Genomic DNA, 17317 nt, shown 5'->3' on the forward strand with positions numbered 1-17317 from the left:
GAGGCCTCCTCCGTCCCGGGTCTCCGAGGATACTGCGAACCGCGGCAGGGATCACTTCTGCCCTAGTCGGCCGACTCGACGAGGTCGTAGAACACCCAGTGCGCCCCCTCCGCCGCGCTGCCGGAGAGCTGCTTACCGACCGCCTGTTGCACCGGGGGGCTGCAGACCAGGTGCTCGACACCCGTGTAGGCGTCGCGGAAGTAGCGCTGGATCGCACCCTTCCTGATGAGGGCGGTTCCGGCCCAGGTCGCCACCTCGGTGGCGATGGACTGGGCGGTGCGGTTCGCCGTCACCGTTCCCAGCTGCATCAGCGAGATCTGTTCGGCGCTCGGCGCCTCGCCCGCGTCGACGGTGCGCTCCACGTCTCCCCACAGGTCGAGCAGGAACGCCCGGGCGCTGCGGTACTGGGCCTCCATCGAGGCGTAGGAGGCATAGAACTGGTCGGTCGACGTGGAGGCGCCCCGGCGTGAGGCCTTCTGGCGGGCCAGGAGCCTGATCTCCTCGAGCAGTCGCTTGCAGACGCCGAGCGCCCAACCGGCGTGCTGCAGGGTGGCGAGATAGGCGAGCCCCACGTCGAACATGGCGCCTCCCCGACGGGCGACGCCGTCGACGGGGTCGTAGGTGTGGGTGTCGGCCACGAAGACGTCGTCGACCCGGTAGTCGTGCGAGGAGCTCGCGCGGAGGCCGAGCACGTCCCAGTTGTCGACGTCGGTGGACTTCTCCCGCGGCAGCGTCGCCATGACGAACCGCCCGTCGTCGCCGATCACGGCGGTCTCGAGATGGGTGGAGACCGACGACCCCGAGTTGAACTGCCACTCGCCTGAGATCACGTACCCGCCTTCGACGCGCCGGCCCCGTCCCGGTCGCGTGCCCTGCCCCGAGAAGATGGCGAAGCCGTCACCGAAGTACTCGTCGACGGCGATGTCGTCGACGTACGCGGCGACCAGGGCGGTCTGGTCGATGACACCCAGAACCGTCCAGCCGGTCGACGCCTCGTGCCAGGAGAGCGTCTCCATGAGCTGGAGCTGCTGCCGCGGGCTGAACTCGTACCCGCCGACCTCACGCGGCAGCATCGCCCGGAACACACCGATCTCCTTCAGAGCATCGAGCACGCGCGGCGTCGGCCGGCCGAGCTCTTCGCCCGCCGGCCCGTCCTCGCGGATCATGGGGGCGATCTCGGCGATCCGGGCCATGACGCCGTCGAACTCGTCGCTCACGTGGAGCCGGCGCGACCGGCGCGGCGACTCCGTCGGTGCGATAGTCGCTGTGGTCTCGGGCATCGGGTCCTCCTCTCGCCGGCGCCACCACCCACATCGGATCGCGCATCGACGGTTTCTTTCGACAGTTCCTGTACCGTAACCGCCGGGTTCCGGCGGGCGAACTGGTGGCGAGCCAGGAGCGTGGGCGAGGTTCTGTGCTCGGAACCAGTTCGCCTCGCTGCGGGTGGCCGGCGTCTTGAGAGCCCCGCCGACGGGGTGCTAGACCAGCGCTATGACGATCCTCTACCGCGCTCCCGACGGCACAGCATTCGAGACGACGGAGGCGCTCGACCAGCAGTACGACCTCCTGGCATCACTGCCGCAGCACTCCGAGGGTCGCGACTACGACTCGTACCTCGCCTCCTACAACGCCAGGTCGGAGCAGGCGCGTCACGATCTCGACTGCGAGCTGAGCATCCCGTACGGCCCGACCAGGGCCGAGACCCTCGACGTCTTCCCCGGACGCCCGGGCGGGCCCCTTGTCGTCTTCGTGCACGGGGGGTCGTGGATCGAGCTGACCAGCAAGGAGTTCAGCTTCGTGGCCTCGGGGCTCGTCGCCGGAGGCGCCACGGTCGTGGTTCCCACCTACGCCCTCTGCCCCGCCGTCACGATCGACGAGATCACCCGCCAAGTCAGGGCCGCTGTGGCCTGGGCCCACCGTAACGGCGACTCCTACGGGGCTGATGTCGACCGCCTCGTCGTCGTGGGCCACTCGGCCGGCGGTCACCTGGTGGGGAGGCTCCTCGCCACCGACTGGGAGAGCGACTACGGGCTGCCGGCATCCGTCATCAGCGGCGGATGCGCGATCACCGGCATCTTCGACCTGCGGCCGATCCCGTTCACGGGCGATCAGCCCTACCTGCGGCTCACCGCCGACCAGGTACTGCGCGAGAGCCCGATCCTCAATCTGCCGATCACTGCCCCGCCGCTCCTGGTGACGTTCGGCGGCCGGCAGCCGCGCGAGTACCTCCGGCAGTCGCTCGACTTCTTCCGGGCATGGACGGGCGCCGGTCTCCCCGGCGAGTGCTGGGAGCGCGCCGGCCTCAACCACTTCGACGAGCTCGACGACCTCGAGCGACCCGACTCGGAGCTCACCCGGCGGATTCTTGCCCTCGCTACCCAGGCGGCATGACCACCAGCAGCTCCGAGAGCAGCGCGGCGGTGCCGTCGGGGTCGGCCAGCATCATGTCGTGGCCGGTGCCGATGGCGCGCAGCGTCGCGCCGTCGGCGACCGCCGCAGCGCGCGAGTCGGCGAGCGACGGCAGGGGCGGGGCCGTGTGCTCGATGTACGTGCGGGGCACAACGGCCAGAGGCGCGGGGTCGAACGCGACCGCGTCGGTCACCGACTTCAGCGGGAAGTCGGTCAGGCGCGGCCCCACGAAGGCCTGCAGGGCGGGGTCGGTGACGGCCCATTGCGCGAGGAACGCGCTCGTGGCCGGGATGCGCCACCCGCCGCCGTGCTCCGCGGCGGCCTCGCGGTAGCGCTCCGCGACCGCGGGCGGCTCGACGTCGGCGAGGCTCTCGCCGGGCCGCACCACGAAGGCACCCGCGTACACGACCGAGCGGATGCGGTCGGCGCACGCCTCCACCACCGGCCCTGCGAGCACCCCGGCGTAGGAGTGCAGCACCAGCACGACGTCGTGCAGGTCTTCGAACCAGAGCAGTTCGGTGAGATCGGCGACGTGCGTGCTCACTCCGACCGAGGGGCTGAGGCCGCGGCGCCGATCGCCCTGCCCGGTGAGCGTCGGCGTGTAGACGGTGTGTCCCTCCGCCCGCAGCCTGTCTGCGACCGCGGCCCACGCCCATCCGCCGTGCATCGCCCCGTGCACCAGAACCGTCGTCGCCATGGGGCCACCCTAGCCAGCCGGGAACACCGGGCGGCGGTCTAGAGGCCCGGCAGTCCGTCGATGCTGAGCGCGTTCTTCCGGCGGCGGTACTCCTCCATCCCGGCCGGCCCCTTCTTCTCGGCGTGGAGCCGGATGAGGTCGCGCTCCTCGCGCACGTCCATCACCGGCACGCCCCACCCGCACGAGTCGCTGATGCGGGTGACGTCGACGGCGATGACGGCGCGCGTGCTCGGATTGTCGGGGTGCCTGGCCACCACCTCGTCGAACCCGGTCTCGCCGGGGAGGAGCACGGAACCCGTCCCGTGCAGACGCACGATGCGAGGGCGGCCGTCGTACGACACGAACATCAGGCAGATGCGCCCGTTCTCGCGGAGGTGCGCGATCGTCTCGACCCCGCTGCCGGTGTAGTCGACCCAGGCGACGCGCCGCGGCCCGAGCACCGACAGCGTGTCATGACCTCGGGGGGAGACGTTGACGTGCCCGTCCTCCGCGAGGGGCGCGGTGGCGACGAACCAGAGCGGCTGCGCCTCGATCCACCCCGCCAATGTGTCGTCGATCTCGTCGAAGAGCTTGCCCATCATCCGACACTAGTGCCGCCTACCGCACCCCGCGGGCGGTGAGGGCCTCGCCGAGCTCGTCGGCGTGCTTGAGAGCGACGACGAGGAACGGCACCACGAACGCGACCGGCCCCGCCCGCACACCACGGGCGCGTTGCGCCTCGCGCACCGACGTCGCGAGTCGCGCCAGCACCGGGATGGTGTTCACCGCCACCGCGAGCATCAGCGCCACCCGCGAGGGGTCGACACCGAGCCGACGGAACGGCCCGAGCGCATTCTCGAAGGCGTCGAGCAGGTCGGCGATGCGCGTGCTGAGTACGAGCAACGACGCGAGCAGCAGGGCGGCGACGACGCGGGCCGAGTTGGCGACGGCCGCCTCGGTGGGGAGGAACAGCAGCTGGGTGGCGAGGGTGATGACGATGATCCAGCGCACGGCGATCGTCTGCCGGCCGAGCTCCCGCAGGCCGAGGCGGGAGACGAGATAGGCCACCACCACCACGACCGCGGCGATCCCGGCCGACCACCAGCTCGTGGGCAGCAGCGACACGGCGAGCACCACGACGAGGATCCCGGCGGCCTTAGGGCCGGCGGGCATCCGGTGCAGCCACCCGGTGCCGGGCTTGTAGAGGGTGATCACGGGATGCTCCCGAGGCTCCCGAGGTAGGCGGCGATCACGGTGGCGGGCTCGCCCTGCACCGCCACCCTGCCCTCGTCGAACAGCACCGCGACGTCGCAGCGGGCGGCCAGCTCGAGATCGTGGGTGACGAGCACGAGCTGGTGGCCCGCATCCGGGCTCAGCAGGTGGCGCGCCACGGCGCGGCTGTTGCGCGCGTCGAGGTAGGCGGTGGGCTCGTCGGCGACGAGCAGGCTCGGCCGGCGGATGAATGCGCCGCACAGCGCGAGCAGCTGCTTCTGCCCGCCCGAGAGTTCGTGCGCCGAGCGGTCTGCGAGCTCGGTGAGGCCGAACTCGGCGAGTGCCTCGTCGACCAGACCGGCGATCTCGGCCTTCGAGCGACCCGAACCGCGCAGCGAGAAGGCCGCGTCTTCTGCGACGGTGGGCATGACGATCTGCGCGTCGGGGTTGCTGAACACGAAGCCGACGGCGCGGCGGAGCGCCGCCACCTGGCGCACCGGGTCGATGCCGTGCACGTCGACGCTCCCGGCGGTGGCGCGGGTGAGGCCGCCGAGGAGGCGGGCGAAGGTGCTCTTGCCCGATCCGTTCGAGCCGATCACCGCGATGCGGCGGGCGTCGAGGCGCAGCGAGACGTCGTCGAGCGCCACGGTCTCGCCGAGCCGCACTGTCACCCGCGACAGCTCGACGGCGGGAGGAGCCGTCACGGCACCCGCGCGTCCTCCCGCGTCGAGGCCGCCTCCACCGGCGTGCCCGACGCGTGCCGGAACGCCTTCGGGTAGGCCCGCACCAGCGTCATCGTGATGATCGCCGCCAGCACCACCTTCACGATGTCGCCCGGCAGGAAGACCGCGCTCTGCAGCAGGGTCTCGGGCAGCGGCAGCCGGGTGACGAGCGACTGCACCGGGATGCCGACCGCGTAGATCACCACGATGCCGCCGACGACGAGCCCCACGACGGTGCGGAGCCAGGTCAGTCTGCGGCCGCGGAGGTGCACGATCCAGCCGATGACGGCGGCGCCGACGAGCCACCCCACGAGATACCCGGCCGTGGGCCCGACGAACACGGCGAGACCGCCGTGGCCGCCGGCGAGCAGCGGGAGCCCGACGGCGACGAGCGCCAGGAAGACCAGCAGGGAGAGGAACCCGCGCCAGGCGCCGAGGACGGTGCCCGCGAGCATCACGCCGAGCGTCTGTGCGGTGATCGGAACGGCGCCGAACACCGAGAACGCCCCCGGCAGACCGAGCGCGGCGATGACCGCCGCCAGCACGGCGATGCGGGCGATGTCCGTGGCATCGATGCGGAACCTGCTCATATCGTCCTCCTGAACGCTGTTCACCTGAACGCCGTTCACTATAGTGGTGCCGTGGCTCGATTCGAAACTCCGCGCAGGCACCGCCGTGACGACGTCGCCCAGACGGCCTTGCGCATCCTCGACGACCACGGTCTCCCCGAGCTCACCATGCGGCGGCTCGCCGCCGCCCTCGACGTGCAGCCGAGTGCGCTCTACTGGCACTTCGAGAACAAGCAGACGCTCATCGCCGACCTCGCCGACCGCATCGTCGCCACCGCGGATGCGCGCCCTGCCGCCCAGCCCGACCATTCGAAGGAGGGCAGCCGGCCCGGCCCTGACGTGTGGCGCGACGTCGTGCGCGGCGAGGCACACGCCCTCCGCGACGCCCTGCTCGCCTACCGCGACGGCGCCGAGGTCGTCTCGAGCACCTACGCTCTCGGCCTCGGTTCGGGCCGTGCGCTCGAACGGCTGCGCGCATCCGTCGCCCTGGGCGGCTTCGACGAGCCCACCGCCGAGCGGGCGGCAACCGCCCTGCTGCACTTCATCCTCGGCCACGTCTCGCACGAGCAGCAGCGGATGCAGTACGACGCGTTCGGCGTCGTAGCGCCCTCCGCCGCGCTCGAGCCGCGGGGGGCGAAGTCGTCTCGACGGTCCGGTGAGCAGGCCACCGGTTTCGCCTTCGGTGTCGACCTGCTGGTGTCGGGCCTCGGCTCGCTGGCATCGAGCAGTTTCCGAGAAACGTCGGAGCCCGCTGCTCGGTAACGTCACTGCCATGACAGTCTCCATCAGCCACGTGCACATCTACGTCGACGACCCCGACGCCGCCATGCTGTTCTACCGCGACACCCTCGGGCTCACCGTGCAGAACGAGGTCGCCCACGAGAACTTCCGCTGGATCACCCTCACCGCCCCGTCGCAGCCCGAGATCCAGATCGTGCTCTCACAGCCCCAGGCGGGCCGGTCGGCCGAAGACGGGGCGGCGCTCGCCGCACTCCTCGCCAAGGGCGAGCTCGGGCAGGTGCAGTTCAGCACCGCCGATCTCGACGCCACGTTCGAGAAGGTCGTCGCCACGCCGGGCGTGGAGGTGCTGCAGGAACCCGCCGACCAGTTCTGGGGCGCCCGCGACGCGGCGGTGCGTGACCCCGCCGGCAACCTGGTGCGCATCCAGCAGGCCTGAGCGCGGCGGGGCGGGCCGCGCGGGGCAGGGTCGGGCCGCGCGCGTCCGCGCCCTGCCTCCGTGCGCCCTGCCCCCGATGCGGTTCCGCCGCTGCGGTGCCAGGCTCGGGGAGCATGGGTGCGCAGCCGGACGCGGTGTCGTGGTGGGCCGATTTCCTCGCCGGCGAACTCGATGGATGCGCCGACGTCGTCTACACCGCGCATCCGGAGCTCGACCACGACGACGACCCCGCGGCCAGCACGCGCGCCGAGGTCGTCGTCACGCCGCACCGCGCCGCGAGCCTGGGCTTCACGGTGGTCGCCGGCGGCAGCGACGTGCCCTTGGTGAGCTTCGGCGCCTTCGCCGAGCGCCGGTGCTCCGGCATCCCGGCCACCGGGTCCGCGGTCGGCCTCGACCCGTCGAACCAGCTCGGGGTGATGGTGGCGGCGCTCGTCAGCGACGGCGCGACCCTCGTGCGCCGGTCGCTCCGTCGCCGGATGCTCGTGCTGGGTCCGGTGTCGCGACACTCCGACCTCGTCGACCTGCCGGTGGAGAAGGTGTGGCCGCCCTACGCCGATCGCTACGGAACCCTCACCATGTTCCGTCGCCCGCCCGCCTACGACGACCTCCCACCGAGCGCCTTCCTCCTCCGAGCCTCGGCCGTCAGGCCCCGCTCGGAGCGGGATCGATGAAGAAGTTGTCGCGGAAGAGGCCGGTCGGGTCCCACACCGACTTCAGCCGGCGCAGCCGCGCCAGGTGCGCGGGCGGGAAGGCGCGGGCGAGCACCTCGGGCCCGGTGTCGGTCTCGAAGCTGAGGTACATGCCCTCGAGCGACGGAACCAACTCGGCCCAGCGCTGCTCGACCTCTCCGCTGCCGCTGCCGATCATGGCGAGGAGGAAGTTCGCGTCGCGCCAGGCGTACGCCGTCGCATCCGCCCGCTGATCTGCGACGGCGCCGCCGGCGGAGCGGATGGACAGGATGAACGACGACCTCGACGAGATCAGTCGCGTCAGCTTCTGCGCCACGTCGTGGTCGAGGTGGCGCACGAGACCCGAGTGCCCGTGGGGTTCGCCCCGGCCGTGCTGCTGCTCACCTCCGGCGGGGAGCTCGAGCAGTGCCGCGTAGGGGACCAGCTGCACCGACTGGTCGGTCAGGGGCGCGAGTCGGGCGAAGGGCTGAAGCCGCCGCACCACGGTGTCGGGGTCGTGCTCGTCGACGACGATCATCGCCTGCACGGCCGCCGGGGCACCCGGCCTCGCGGGGCCGATCATGAGCGTGCCGGTCACGGTCGGGTCGGCGCCCTCGATCGCCGCACCCCAGCCCTCGAGGAACGCGGTGAGGTCGTCGGGCGCGTAGACGAGCATCGCGAACCCCACCTCCTGCGAGACGGGGTGGGCCTCGAACTCGAACGACACCACGACCCCGAAGTTCGCCCCCGCACCCCGCACCGCCCAGAACAGGTCGGGGTTCTCGGTGTCGCTCGCGTGCACGAGCTCGCCGTCGGCGGTGACGATCTCGACCGAACGGAGGTGGTCGATGGTGAGACCGCGTTCGCGGGCGAACCATCCGATTCCCGCCGTGGTGGCGAGCCCGCCGACGCCGACACCGCCGTAGTCGCCCGCCGTGAGCGCGAGGCCGTGCGGGGAGAGAGCCTTCGCGACCTCGCCCCAGCGGGCTCCGGGGCCGACCCTCACCGTGCTCCCCTCGCCGATCGCGATACCGTTCAGCGCGTCGAGGGCGATGACGATGCCGCCGTCGTTGAGCGACCGTCCCGACAGGCCGTGGCCTCCGCTGAGCAGGCCGAGCGGCAGGTCGCGATGGCGGGCGGCGAAGCGCACGGCCTGCTGCACCTCGGCCGGGGATTCCGGACGGACGACCAGACCCGGGCGGGCGCCGCGGAAGTACCCGGAGGTGTACCTCTCGTAGCCGCGATCGCCCGGCAGGAGAACCCGCGGGGCGAGCGCGTCGGGGATGGGGTCGTCGTGGAACTCGCGTGGTGCCTGAACCGCCGGCGCTGCCTGCACTCCCCGCACTCCCTGCGCTGCGACGCGCGATCCCTTCGCGCTCCTCGCCGTCTCCACCCGTCCGCGGATCTCGGGGGCCGTCCGGGTCGCGAACCTCTCGAGCTCTCGCGGGTCGTCCGACCCCAGGATGAACACGCTCACACCGTGCTCGATCGCGAGTTCGGCCAGTTCGTCGGCGTCGTACTGCGGTGTCACGTTCATCAGCCGGGTCACGTCACTCGGTGCGCGCCCCGCCGCGCGGGCGGAGTCGTCGATGATGCGGTTGCCCCGCTCGACGTCGCCCGGCTTCAGCCACGGCAGGCTCGGCAGCCACCCGTCGCCCTTCCGGCCCAGGATGCGCTGCATCCGCGGTTTGTACGCCCCCACCCAGATCGGGATGTCGTGGGCCGGTGCCGGCCCGCGGGCCGCCCCCGCGACCCGGTGGTGCGTGCCGTCGACGTGCAGCGGCGACGCATCCGTGGTGTCCCAGATGCCCCGGATGATGTCGAGCGCCTCGTCGAGACCGCTCACCGCTTCGGCGGGGGTCAGCAGTGGCGCGCCCATCGTCGCCATCGCCTCGAAGTACCCGCCCGTGCCGATGCCGAGCTCCACCCGGCCGTCGCTCAACCGGTCGAGACTCGCCAGGGCGCGGGCCAAGACCGCGGGCTGCCGCAAGGGTAGGTTGAGCACGTTGCCCGAGACGTGGATGCGCGAGGTCTTCGCGGCGACCCACGACAGGAGCGTCCACGTGTCCTGGAACGCCGCCTGATACGGATGGTCTTGGAACGTCACGAGATCGAGGCCCAGCTCCTCGCTCAGCAGAGCGAGGTCGACGGGGTGCTGCGGGGCTGCCGCGATCGGCGTGATGAAGCTCCCGAAGCGGAGCGGATGGAGGTAGTCAGGCATGCCTCCAGCATCGGGATGCGCATCCGCCTTGACAAACACCCGGTAAGCCGCTTACGTTTCGTGCGTGACTGACATTCGCTCCGGGCTCGTCGGCAACCCACTCCGCATCGACGACGAGGAGTGTCGTCGCCTCGCCGGGGTCATGGAGATCATCGGCAAGCGCTGGTCGAGCGGCATCTTCCTGGCCCTGGGCATGGGCGCCGAGCGCTTCAGCGAGATCGAGCAGCGCGTCGAGGGTCTCTCCGGCCGCATGCTCAGCGTCCGCCTCCGCGAACTCGAAGCCGCCGGCCTCGTCGTGCGCACCGTCGAACCCACCACCCCCGTCAGCATCTACTACCGCCTCACCGAACGCGGCACCGAACTCCTCCGCTCCCTCCAGCCCATGGCCCACTACGCCCGCCGCTGGGAACCCCCCGTCCCCCGCCCCACCGCCCCCGCGCCCTGAGCGCGGGGCGGAACTGCACCCGGATCAGCGGGCGAGGAGCTGGGCGGAGCCCATGGTGCGGGTGACGGTGATGGCGATGACGACGCGCTGGGGGTTGGGCTGGGGCTGGCGGTAGCGCAGGGCGTAGCGGTCGACGGCGTCCTGCACCGAGGCGGGGTCGTCGAGAACGGTGGCGTCGCCCTCGAGGGTGAGCCAGCGACCGCCGTCGACCTGCGACACCGCCGCCCGGCCGTCGCGGCGCACGTTCAGCACCTTCTGGCTGGGGCCGTTCGTGATGATGCGCACCGTGGAGGTCTCGGGGTCGAAGGTGAAGCCGACGGCGACGACGTGCGGTGAGCCGTCGCGTCGCAGCGTCGAAAGGGTCGCGAGGTGGCGCTCGGTCACGAAGGCGAGCCCATCCGCCGTGAGGAGGCCGTGCTGGTCGGTCACGGGGTCGAGCCTACGCCGTGTCGAAGCGTCGGGCCGGGCCGTGGTGAGGCCGGAGGCGCGCTCGAGTCGGCGTCCGCAGCCGAGCCGGCCGGGCAGAGCGGATGCGAACCCCCTTGACGCCAACCGTTCACCGCCTGCTATTTTTAGGCATGCCTAAATCTGCGGCGCCGACGACGCCGGCCGCATCCTCGCCCGCCGTCGCACCGGCCCCCGTGCGCCCGCGGTGGTGGCACGGCATCGTGCTGCTCGGCCCCGCCTTCGTGGCGTCGATCGCCTACGTCGACCCCGGCAACGTCGCCGCCAACCTCACCTCGGGTGCGCAGTACGGCTACCTGCTCGTCTGGGTACTCGTGCTCGCGAACCTCATGGCGATGCTCATCCAGTACCAGTCGGCGAAGCTCGGTCTGGTCACCGGCCGCACCCTCCCCGAGCACGTCGGTGCCCGCACCCGCCCCTGGACGCGCCGCGCCTACTGGCTGCAGGCCGAACTCGTCGCCGCCGCCACCGACGTCGCCGAGGTGATCGGCGGGGCGCTCGCCCTCAACCTGCTGTTCGGGGTGCCGCTCGTCGTCGGCGGCGCCATCGTGGGCGTGGTGTCGATCGTGCTGCTGCTCGTGCAGTCATCGCATCGGCAGCGCAGCTTCGAGTTCATCATCATCGGGCTGCTCGCCGTGATCGCCTTCGGGTTCCTCGCCGGCGCCGTCGTCTCGGGAATCGACTGGCCCGAGGCGGCCGGAGGGCTGGTGCCGCGCTTCGAGGGCGCGCCCACCGTGCTGCTCGCCGCCAGCATGCTCGGCGCCACCGTCATGCCCCACGCCATCTATCTGCACTCGGCCCTCGCCCGCGACCGCCACCACGCGGCGTTCGCCGCCGTCGCCGAGAAGAGCGACTTCACCGGCAGCGACTCGGGGCGCGTCGAGACGGCCCCGGTGCCGCGCTTCGAGGAGGCGACCGGCCGCATCCGCTCGCTCCTCAAGGTCACACGCTTCGACGTCATGATCGCCCTCGTGCTCGCGGGAGCGGTGAACATCGCCATGCTGCTTCTCGCCGCCTCGAGCCTGCGCGGCGTCGACGGCACCGACACCATCCCCGGCGCCTACGACGCCATCTCGGCAGCCCTCGGGCCGGTGATCGCGACGATCTTCGCCGTCGGACTCCTCGCCTCGGGGCTCGCCTCGACCTCGGTGGGTGCCTACGCCGGCTCGGTCATCATGAAGGGCCTGCTCAAGGTGCGGGTGCCCATCCTGGTGCGGCGCGTGGTGACCCTCATTCCGGCGCTCCTCGTGCTCGGCGCGGGCATCGACCCGACCTGGGCGCTGGTGCTCAGCCAGGTGTTCCTCAGCATCGGCATCCCGTTCGCGCTCATCCCGCTCATCCGTCTCACGGGCAACCGCAGTCTCATGGGCGAGTTCGCCGACCGGATGCTCGTGCGGGTCGTCGCATGGACGGTGGCGCTGCTCATCGTCGCCCTCAACGTGGTGCTCATCACCCTCACCGTCGCCGCAGCCTAGACTGCCTCATGCTTTAAGCGAAGCTTCACAGTCGTCGGTTCGATGTCGGCCAGATTTTATTCTTGCTAAATACGGGGTCCTCTGGTGTTAATGGAGCTTCACTCGCTCCAAAGGAGGACCGTATGCCTGAACGCCGCACCGACTACTCGATCTGGTCTCTAGAGTTCTGCCACGCCGACATGCCCCACGACTTCTTCGGAGGCGCAGGGATCTTCAGCAACAAAGGGATCATCCGCATCCCGATGCTCTATACGCTCATCGTGGGCGGCGAGGTCGGCGGCAAGCAGCACGTCGCTCTCGTCGACTGCGGCTTCCGCAACGACTACTGGCTCGACCGGTACGACTTCTCCAACTGGGAAGACCCCGCCGAGGTGCTCGGGCGCGTGGGCTACCGCCCGGAAGACGTCGACGTCATCCTGGTCAGCCACATGCACTTCGACCACATGGGCAACTTCGAGGCGTTCCCGAACGCGAAGCTCTTCGTACAGCTCGACGAGTTCACAGGGTGGTCGGATGCCGTCGCCTCAGCCCTCCAGACCCCTGAAGCCGAACAGGCCTGGGTGTTCTCCTCGTTCGACCCCACCGACCTCGCCCGCGCCGCCCAGGGGATCAGCGAGGGACGGGTGCGCTTCGTGAAAGGAGACGAGGAACTCCTCCCCGGCGTGACGGCGCGACTGGCGAAGGACTCCCACACCTTCGGCTCGCAATGGTTCTCGATCGAGACCGCCAACGGCCCCTTCGTCGCCGCGGGTGACACCGTGTACTGGTACTCGAACGTCGAGCAGATGTGGGCGCCGGGCTACGGGCAGGGCAACTCGTTCAACCTCATCGACCTCTACCGGCGGCTGCAGACGGAACTGAAGCGCGAGACGTCGCGCATCATCCCCGGGCACGACCCCGAGATCGCGAAGCGGCACACCTCCTGGCTCTCCGAGAGCGGCAACTCGATCACCGAGATCAACCTGCGCGAAGACGACTCCTCCCGCAGGCCCCACTCGGCACCGAGGCTGCTCCGCTGAACACAGTGAGTGCCCGGCCTCCCGAAAGGGGCCGGGCACTCACTGCGTCGTGCGGCGGTTCGCGTGACGGCTGAGGGATGCGCGTTCTAGACCGCGGCGATCGCGTCGATCTCGATGGTGGCGCCGTTGTAGAGGGAGTGCACGCCGATGACGGTGCTTGCCGAGGGCTCGGGGGTCTGCACGAGCTTGTTGCGGGTCTCGCGCCAGATGGTGAGCTTCTCCTGGTCGAGCTCGGTGATGTAGACGTTGACACGCACGAGGTCTTCCCATCCCGCACCGGCGGCGGTGAGGGCCCGCTCCAGCTCGCCGTAGGTGAGTTCGATGGCGCGGGCGAAGTCGGTCGGCACCGACCCGTCGGCCTCGAACCCGACCTGGCCCGAGATGAAGACGAGGTCGCCCGCGGTGACTCGGGTGCTGTCGGAGATGCCGGGTACGACAGGGGCGGGGATGCGGCTGATGCGGTCGTTCGTCATGGTGCTCTCTCTCGTTCCGGCGCGTCGGCGCCGGGGCTGGGATGGGGTGGGTGGTGCCGGCGGGCGGGTGCCGGTCGGCGTCTATTCGTCTCGCCCGAAGACCCTATAGAAGGGAACCACGGACTCGGGGAGGGTGGACTTCTCGGTCAGCACGTGCCACGACCGGTTGTGGTACACCAGCGGTGTCGGGTCGACGGCCGCGTGCTCGGCGCGGGGCTTGGCCTCGATGGCCTCGACGATGACGAGGGTGGAGCCGTTCACCTCCACCCGCTGCGTGATGCGGCCGCGTAGCCAGTTGGCTCCGGGATAGTAGGGCTCGCCGGTGGGCAGGCGCCCCCACTCCACGTCGTCGCCGAAGCGGGCGGCGCCGCTGCGCGCACCGAGCTTCGCGAGGTCGATCTGGTCGGAGGCGAGCATGTGCACCACCACCGTCTCGGCACGCCGGATGGTCGGCGTGCTCGACGACAGTGCCGACGCCGAGAACATCAGTGTGGGCGGGTCGATCGCCACGGAGGCGACGGAGCTCACGGTCATGGCGACGGGGCCGTCACCCGCGTCTGCGGTGACGATCGCGACGCCGGCCGGATGCGCGCGGAACGCGAAACGGAAATCGTCGGCCGAGACCGGGGCTTCATGCACGATGGTGGACATCTGGCGTTCCTTCCGAGGCGGACAGGCGGTGGGCGGAGGCGGAGGCGGGTGTCGCGCCGCGGTCAGACGATCGGGAGCACGAAGCGGGCGTCGTCCTCCCGGCCGAAGAGCACCTTGCCGTAGGCCTCGTACCCGCTCGCCGACAGGGTGTGACCGTGGCGCGCGGCGGTCGCCTGGTCGCGCCAGATGCGCTGCAGCACAGACGACTCCGCGAAGCCGGCCGAGCCGTGCGCGGTGATGAGCTCGTTGATGAGGTTGGTGACGGTCTCGACCACCCAGCCCGCCTTCGCCCGCATCTCGATGCGCTCGGCGTAGGGCGCGTAGTACCCGCGCTCGGTGGCCTCGAAGATCTGGTCGGCGACCTGCGCGGCCACCGCCTCCGCGGCGTTCAGCTGCACGGCGGCCTTCGCGACCGCCGACTGGAAGATGGCCGAGTCGGCCTGCTTCTCGTACCCGGTGTACGCGATGGCCTTCGACTCCGCCTTCGCGATGACGAAGTCGAGCGCCGCGCGACCCATGCCGAGGTGCGGGCCGACCAGCTTCATGAACAACGACGGCACGAAGATGGTGTCGTACGACGCCTCAGGGTTCTCGCTCAGGTACCCGCCCTCCACCGCTGCGGTGAGCGGGAAGATGCGGTGTTCGGGCACGAAGACGTCGTCGGCGATCTGCATCACGCTGGCGGTCGACTTCATGCCGGCCACGAACCAGTTGTCTTCGTAGCTGAGGTCGGCGGTCGGAATGAGCGCGAGCCCGGCGTCGACGATGTCGCCGCGCTCGTTCTTCAGCGGGATGCCGAGCAGCGACCACGTCGCGTGCATGCTGCCGGTGCCGTAGCCCCACTTGCCCGTCACCCGGTAGCCGCCCTCGACGGGAGTGGCGTCTGAGGTGGTGGCGAGCACGATCGAGATGAAGTTGTCGAGGCCGCCCTCGCCGCCCCACACGTCGTGCTGGGCCCGCTCGTCCATGAGGCTCAGCACCCAGGCGCCCGAGTCGAGGATGCCGTCGACCCATGCCAGGCTCCCGTCTCCTCGCCCTATGGCACGGGCGACGGCGTGCGCCTCGCGGGTGTTCGCGGCGAGGCCGCCGAACTTCGTGGGCGCCGAGATGCTGAAGGCCCCCGTCGCCGCGACTGCGTCGAACACCTCGGCCGGGATGCGGCGGTTCTGATCGCCCTCACGCCCACCCGCGACCAACTGCGGTCGTAACTCGTCGATCTTCGCGACGATCTCTTCGATCTCCGGTCGGATTGCTGTCGTGGGCATACGGGACTCCTCGGCTTCGGCGGTGACGCGACATCGCGTGAACAGAGATTTACAAGACCGCCGACTTTTGTCAAGCCCTACTGAAACGGATGCTGGGCAGAATCCCAGAAATCCGGTAAAGTCGCACTGTGATGACGACGTCCGAGTTAAGTGCAGCTTTCGATGGGGGGCGCAGATGACCTCACTCTCCGCGATCGGCGCCCGGCTTCGCGCTGCGCGCGAAGACCAGGGGCTGACCTTGAAGTCGCTGGCCGACTCGATGGGTGTGACGCCGAGCCTGCTCTCCCAGATCGAGACCGACAAGGTGCAGCCCTCGCTCAACACCCTCTACCAACTGGCGACCCGGCTGGGCGTCTCCATCGACGAGCTGCTCGACATCGACACCCCCGACGCGTCGGGCCGCATGCGGCGGCGGCGCCCGGTCGCGCCCGTGCAGCGCTTCGAAGACAACCCGGTCGTCGACCTCACCTCCGGTGTGCGCCTGGAGTTGCTGGCCGGGGGAGCGAGCGGCATCGCCGAGCCCCTCATGGTCACCTTCGAGCCGCACTCGTCGACGACGCCCGGTGCTCGATTCAGCCGGCACCAGGGCTACGACTTCGGCGTGCTGGTGGAGGGTGAACTCGTGCTGCGCATCGACTTCGACGAGCATCCGATGCGCGCAGGCGACTCGGTGCACTTCGACACCACGCGGCCCCACGTCTACGTCAACGAGAGCGATCGGCCCGCTCGAGGGGTGTGGTTCGCGCTGCGGCTCCCGGTCGCCGACGAACCCGGCGCCGACACCGAGCTGTGGCGCCGCAAGGGTTCTGCCCCGGTGCGCCGCTCGAGCACCCTGAGCGACGTGCTGAACGCCCTGCACAACCAAGACGACTGGAGTTGAGACCGCAATGACGCTTCACCCGCAGGCCAAGGCCTTCCTCGACATCGTGGCCGCGGCCCCGCCCCTCGACACGCTGACCGTCGAGCAGAACCGTGCCGACCTCGAGAACGCCGTCGCGCTCACCGGGGAGGCGACGGCGCTGCCCGTGGTGCGCGATCTCAGCATCGCCGGCGTCGGGGTGAGGCTCTACAGCCCGCGCGAGCTCGCCCCCGACCTCCCTGTCACGGTCTACTTCCATGGCGGCGGCTGGGTGCTCGGCGACCTCGAGATCGCCGACACCACCGCGCGCGAACTCGCCCACGCCTCCGACGCGGCGGTCGTGAGCGTCGACTACCGCAAGGCTCCCGAGCACGTCTTCCCCGCCGCTGTCGACGACGCTCTCGCCGTCACCCGAGCGGTGCTCGAGGGCACGGCCGGCGTGGAGCTCCACGCGAGCCGGGTCGCGGTGGCGGGCGACAGCGCCGGCGGCAACCTCGCCGCAGTGGTGGCGCAGCAGCTCGGGCGTGACCACGCCGGGCTCGTGCATCAGGCGCTCATCTACCCCGCCACCACCGGGCGGGTCGGCACCGACGGCAGCTACGTCGAGTTCGCCGAGGGGCACTTCCTCACGGCGCGCGACATGCAGTACTTCTACGACAGCTACGCGAAGGGCGTCGACACGACGGATGCGCGGCTCGCCCCCGCCGCCGCGACCGACCTCACGGGCCTGCCGTCGGCGACCGTCGTCGTCGCCGAGCTCGACCCGCTGCGCGACGAAGGGCTCGCCTACGCGCGGGCGCTCGCCGAGGCCGGGGTGCCGGTGACGAGCGTGACCTTCTCCGGACTCGTGCATCCGTTCTTCTACATGGCGGGGGTGATCGAGGTCGCGCATTCGGCCCGCCGCTTCGTCGGCACCGAGCTCAAGGCTGCGTTCGCCCGCTGAACCGCGTCGAGGGCCCCGTCGTCCAGCGGCCCTCGACGCCCCCCCCCGTTCACCTGCTGGTCGTAGTC

20 protein-coding genes are annotated in these 17317 nt (G+C 70.7%); 9 read left to right on the forward strand and 11 right to left on the reverse strand.

Translation table 11 applies throughout. From position 1 onward, the window contains the following. Positions 1-62: 62 nt before the first annotated feature. Positions 63-1280: an acyl-CoA dehydrogenase gene (locus ABFY20_RS00975; RefSeq protein ID WP_368498082.1), complete on the reverse strand. Its 1218-nt coding sequence runs from the start codon at positions 1278-1280 to the stop codon at positions 63-65. A 211-nt stretch (positions 1281-1491) separates the two neighbouring features. Between ABFY20_RS00975 and ABFY20_RS00980 the strand changes: the two genes are divergently transcribed. Beyond that, positions 1492-2391, forward strand: coding sequence for an alpha/beta hydrolase (locus tag ABFY20_RS00980; RefSeq protein ID WP_368498083.1), 900 nt, complete (start codon positions 1492-1494; stop codon positions 2389-2391). Here the strand turns inward: ABFY20_RS00980 and ABFY20_RS00985 are convergent. From ABFY20_RS00985 to ABFY20_RS01005, 5 genes are read right to left on the reverse strand one after another with little or no spacing between them, the layout of a single operon-like run. Continuing rightward, complete coding sequence (locus ABFY20_RS00985) at positions 2375-3106, reverse strand: alpha/beta fold hydrolase (RefSeq protein ID WP_368498084.1); 732 nt, start codon at positions 3104-3106, stop codon at positions 2375-2377. The genes ABFY20_RS00980 and ABFY20_RS00985 overlap by 17 nt on opposite strands. Positions 3107-3144: 38 nt before the next feature. Beyond that, complete coding sequence (locus ABFY20_RS00990; protein WP_368498085.1) at positions 3145-3684, reverse strand: pyridoxamine 5'-phosphate oxidase family protein; 540 nt, start codon at positions 3682-3684, stop codon at positions 3145-3147. A gap of 19 nt (positions 3685-3703) precedes the next feature. Further along, positions 3704-4300, reverse strand: a complete 597-nt coding sequence (locus tag ABFY20_RS00995) for an energy-coupling factor transporter transmembrane protein EcfT (RefSeq protein WP_368498086.1) — start codon at positions 4298-4300, stop codon at positions 3704-3706. Continuing rightward, a complete protein-coding gene (locus ABFY20_RS01000) occupies positions 4297-5001 on the reverse strand; it encodes an energy-coupling factor ABC transporter ATP-binding protein (RefSeq protein WP_368498087.1) in 705 nt (234 codons plus the stop codon). Before ABFY20_RS01000 ends, ABFY20_RS00995 begins: the two co-directional genes overlap by 4 nt. Further along, positions 4998-5609 (reverse strand): biotin transporter BioY, encoded by a 612-nt coding sequence (locus ABFY20_RS01005; protein ID WP_368498088.1) that lies wholly within the window; start codon positions 5607-5609, stop codon positions 4998-5000. Before ABFY20_RS01005 ends, ABFY20_RS01000 begins: the two co-directional genes overlap by 4 nt. 51 nt (positions 5610-5660) lie before the next feature. Here ABFY20_RS01005 and ABFY20_RS01010 point away from each other — a divergent pair, with 51 nt between their 5' ends. The 3 genes from ABFY20_RS01010 (at position 5661) to ABFY20_RS01020 (ending at position 7436) form a co-directional block, all read left to right on the forward strand. Then, positions 5661-6350, forward strand: coding sequence for a TetR/AcrR family transcriptional regulator C-terminal domain-containing protein (locus tag ABFY20_RS01010; RefSeq protein WP_368498089.1), 690 nt, complete (start codon positions 5661-5663; stop codon positions 6348-6350). Between the two features lie 10 nt (positions 6351-6360). Beyond that, on the forward strand, positions 6361-6765 hold the full coding sequence (locus ABFY20_RS01015) for a VOC family protein (protein ID WP_368498090.1): 405 nt from the start codon (positions 6361-6363) through the stop codon (positions 6763-6765). A gap of 113 nt (positions 6766-6878) precedes the next feature. Further along, the gene (locus ABFY20_RS01020; RefSeq protein ID WP_368498091.1) at positions 6879-7436 is read left to right on the forward strand and encodes a hypothetical protein; all 558 of its coding nucleotides are present in this window, start codon (positions 6879-6881) and stop codon (positions 7434-7436) included. On the opposite strand, the gene ABFY20_RS01025 is transcribed toward ABFY20_RS01020, so the two are convergent. Next, a complete protein-coding gene (locus ABFY20_RS01025) occupies positions 7408-9654 on the reverse strand; it encodes an LLM class flavin-dependent oxidoreductase (protein WP_368498092.1) in 2247 nt (748 codons plus the stop codon). The two genes, ABFY20_RS01020 and ABFY20_RS01025, sit on opposite strands and share 29 nt — an antisense overlap. Before the next feature lie 64 nt (positions 9655-9718). On the opposite strand from ABFY20_RS01025, the gene ABFY20_RS01030 reads away from it, so the two are divergent. Further along, positions 9719-10099 (forward strand): winged helix-turn-helix transcriptional regulator, encoded by a 381-nt coding sequence (locus ABFY20_RS01030; RefSeq protein ID WP_368498093.1) that lies wholly within the window; start codon positions 9719-9721, stop codon positions 10097-10099. Positions 10100-10123: 24 nt separating this feature from the next. Here ABFY20_RS01030 and ABFY20_RS01035 read toward each other — a convergent pair whose 3' ends face one another. Further along, positions 10124-10528 (reverse strand): PPOX class F420-dependent oxidoreductase, encoded by a 405-nt coding sequence (locus ABFY20_RS01035; protein ID WP_368498094.1) that lies wholly within the window; start codon positions 10526-10528, stop codon positions 10124-10126. A gap of 149 nt (positions 10529-10677) precedes the next feature. Between ABFY20_RS01035 and ABFY20_RS01040 the strand changes: the two genes are divergently transcribed. Then, positions 10678-12039 carry an Nramp family divalent metal transporter gene (locus ABFY20_RS01040; RefSeq protein ID WP_368498095.1) on the forward strand — a complete coding sequence of 454 codons (1362 nt, stop codon included), beginning with the start codon at positions 10678-10680 and terminating at the stop codon, positions 12037-12039. Between the two features lie 122 nt (positions 12040-12161). After that, positions 12162-13058: an N-acyl homoserine lactonase family protein gene (locus ABFY20_RS01045; RefSeq protein WP_368498096.1), complete on the forward strand. Its 897-nt coding sequence runs from the start codon at positions 12162-12164 to the stop codon at positions 13056-13058. Positions 13059-13144: 86 nt separating this feature from the next. Here the strand turns inward: ABFY20_RS01045 and ABFY20_RS01050 are convergent, their stop codons facing one another. From ABFY20_RS01050 to ABFY20_RS01060, 3 genes are all read right to left on the reverse strand, one after another. Continuing rightward, the gene (locus ABFY20_RS01050) at positions 13145-13531 is read right to left on the reverse strand and encodes a RidA family protein (protein WP_368498097.1); all 387 of its coding nucleotides are present in this window, start codon (positions 13529-13531) and stop codon (positions 13145-13147) included. A gap of 81 nt (positions 13532-13612) precedes the next feature. Then, complete coding sequence (locus tag ABFY20_RS01055; RefSeq protein WP_368498098.1) at positions 13613-14182, reverse strand: flavin reductase family protein; 570 nt, start codon at positions 14180-14182, stop codon at positions 13613-13615. A 62-nt stretch (positions 14183-14244) separates the two neighbouring features. Continuing rightward, positions 14245-15447, reverse strand: coding sequence for an acyl-CoA dehydrogenase family protein (locus ABFY20_RS01060; protein ID WP_368498099.1), 1203 nt, complete (start codon positions 15445-15447; stop codon positions 14245-14247). A gap of 175 nt (positions 15448-15622) precedes the next feature. Here ABFY20_RS01060 and ABFY20_RS01065 point away from each other — a divergent pair, with 175 nt between their 5' ends. Then, entirely contained in the window at positions 15623-16327 is a 705-nt protein-coding gene (locus ABFY20_RS01065; RefSeq protein WP_368498100.1) for a helix-turn-helix domain-containing protein, read from the forward strand. 7 nt (positions 16328-16334) lie between these two features. Then, complete coding sequence (locus ABFY20_RS01070; RefSeq protein WP_368498101.1) at positions 16335-17249, forward strand: alpha/beta hydrolase; 915 nt, start codon at positions 16335-16337, stop codon at positions 17247-17249. Positions 17250-17317 lie beyond the last annotated feature (68 nt).

This window comes from Herbiconiux sp. A18JL235, assembly GCF_040939305.1.
Classification (GTDB): Bacteria; Actinomycetota; Actinomycetes; order Actinomycetales; family Microbacteriaceae; genus Herbiconiux.

Bases quoted from the DNA above. Each gene is read 5' to 3' on its own strand.
- ABFY20_RS01040 (WP_368498095.1), top strand. From the start codon at position 10,678: ATGCCTAAATCTGCGGCGCCGACGACGCCGGCCGCATCCTCGCCCGCC.
- ABFY20_RS01055 (WP_368498098.1), bottom strand. From the start codon at position 14,182: ATGTCCACCATCGTGCATGAAGCCCCGGTCTCGGCCGACGATTTCCGT.
- ABFY20_RS01015 (WP_368498090.1), top strand. From the start codon at position 6,361: ATGACAGTCTCCATCAGCCACGTGCACATCTACGTCGACGACCCCGAC.
- ABFY20_RS01020 (WP_368498091.1), top strand. From the start codon at position 6,879: ATGGGTGCGCAGCCGGACGCGGTGTCGTGGTGGGCCGATTTCCTCGCC.
- ABFY20_RS01045 (WP_368498096.1), top strand. From the start codon at position 12,162: ATGCCTGAACGCCGCACCGACTACTCGATCTGGTCTCTAGAGTTCTGC.
- ABFY20_RS00990 (WP_368498085.1), bottom strand. From the start codon at position 3,684: ATGGGCAAGCTCTTCGACGAGATCGACGACACATTGGCGGGGTGGATC.
- ABFY20_RS01025 (WP_368498092.1), bottom strand. From the start codon at position 9,654: ATGCCTGACTACCTCCATCCGCTCCGCTTCGGGAGCTTCATCACGCCG.
- ABFY20_RS01060 (WP_368498099.1), bottom strand. From the start codon at position 15,447: ATGCCCACGACAGCAATCCGACCGGAGATCGAAGAGATCGTCGCGAAG.
- ABFY20_RS01005 (WP_368498088.1), bottom strand. From the start codon at position 5,609: ATGAGCAGGTTCCGCATCGATGCCACGGACATCGCCCGCATCGCCGTG.
- ABFY20_RS01065 (WP_368498100.1), top strand. From the start codon at position 15,623: ATGACCTCACTCTCCGCGATCGGCGCCCGGCTTCGCGCTGCGCGCGAA.
- ABFY20_RS01070 (WP_368498101.1), top strand. From the start codon at position 16,335: ATGACGCTTCACCCGCAGGCCAAGGCCTTCCTCGACATCGTGGCCGCG.
- ABFY20_RS00975 (WP_368498082.1), bottom strand. From the start codon at position 1,280: ATGCCCGAGACCACAGCGACTATCGCACCGACGGAGTCGCCGCGCCGG.
- ABFY20_RS01050 (WP_368498097.1), bottom strand. From the start codon at position 13,531: ATGACGAACGACCGCATCAGCCGCATCCCCGCCCCTGTCGTACCCGGC.
- ABFY20_RS00980 (WP_368498083.1), top strand. From the start codon at position 1,492: ATGACGATCCTCTACCGCGCTCCCGACGGCACAGCATTCGAGACGACG.
- ABFY20_RS00985 (WP_368498084.1), bottom strand. From the start codon at position 3,106: ATGGCGACGACGGTTCTGGTGCACGGGGCGATGCACGGCGGATGGGCG.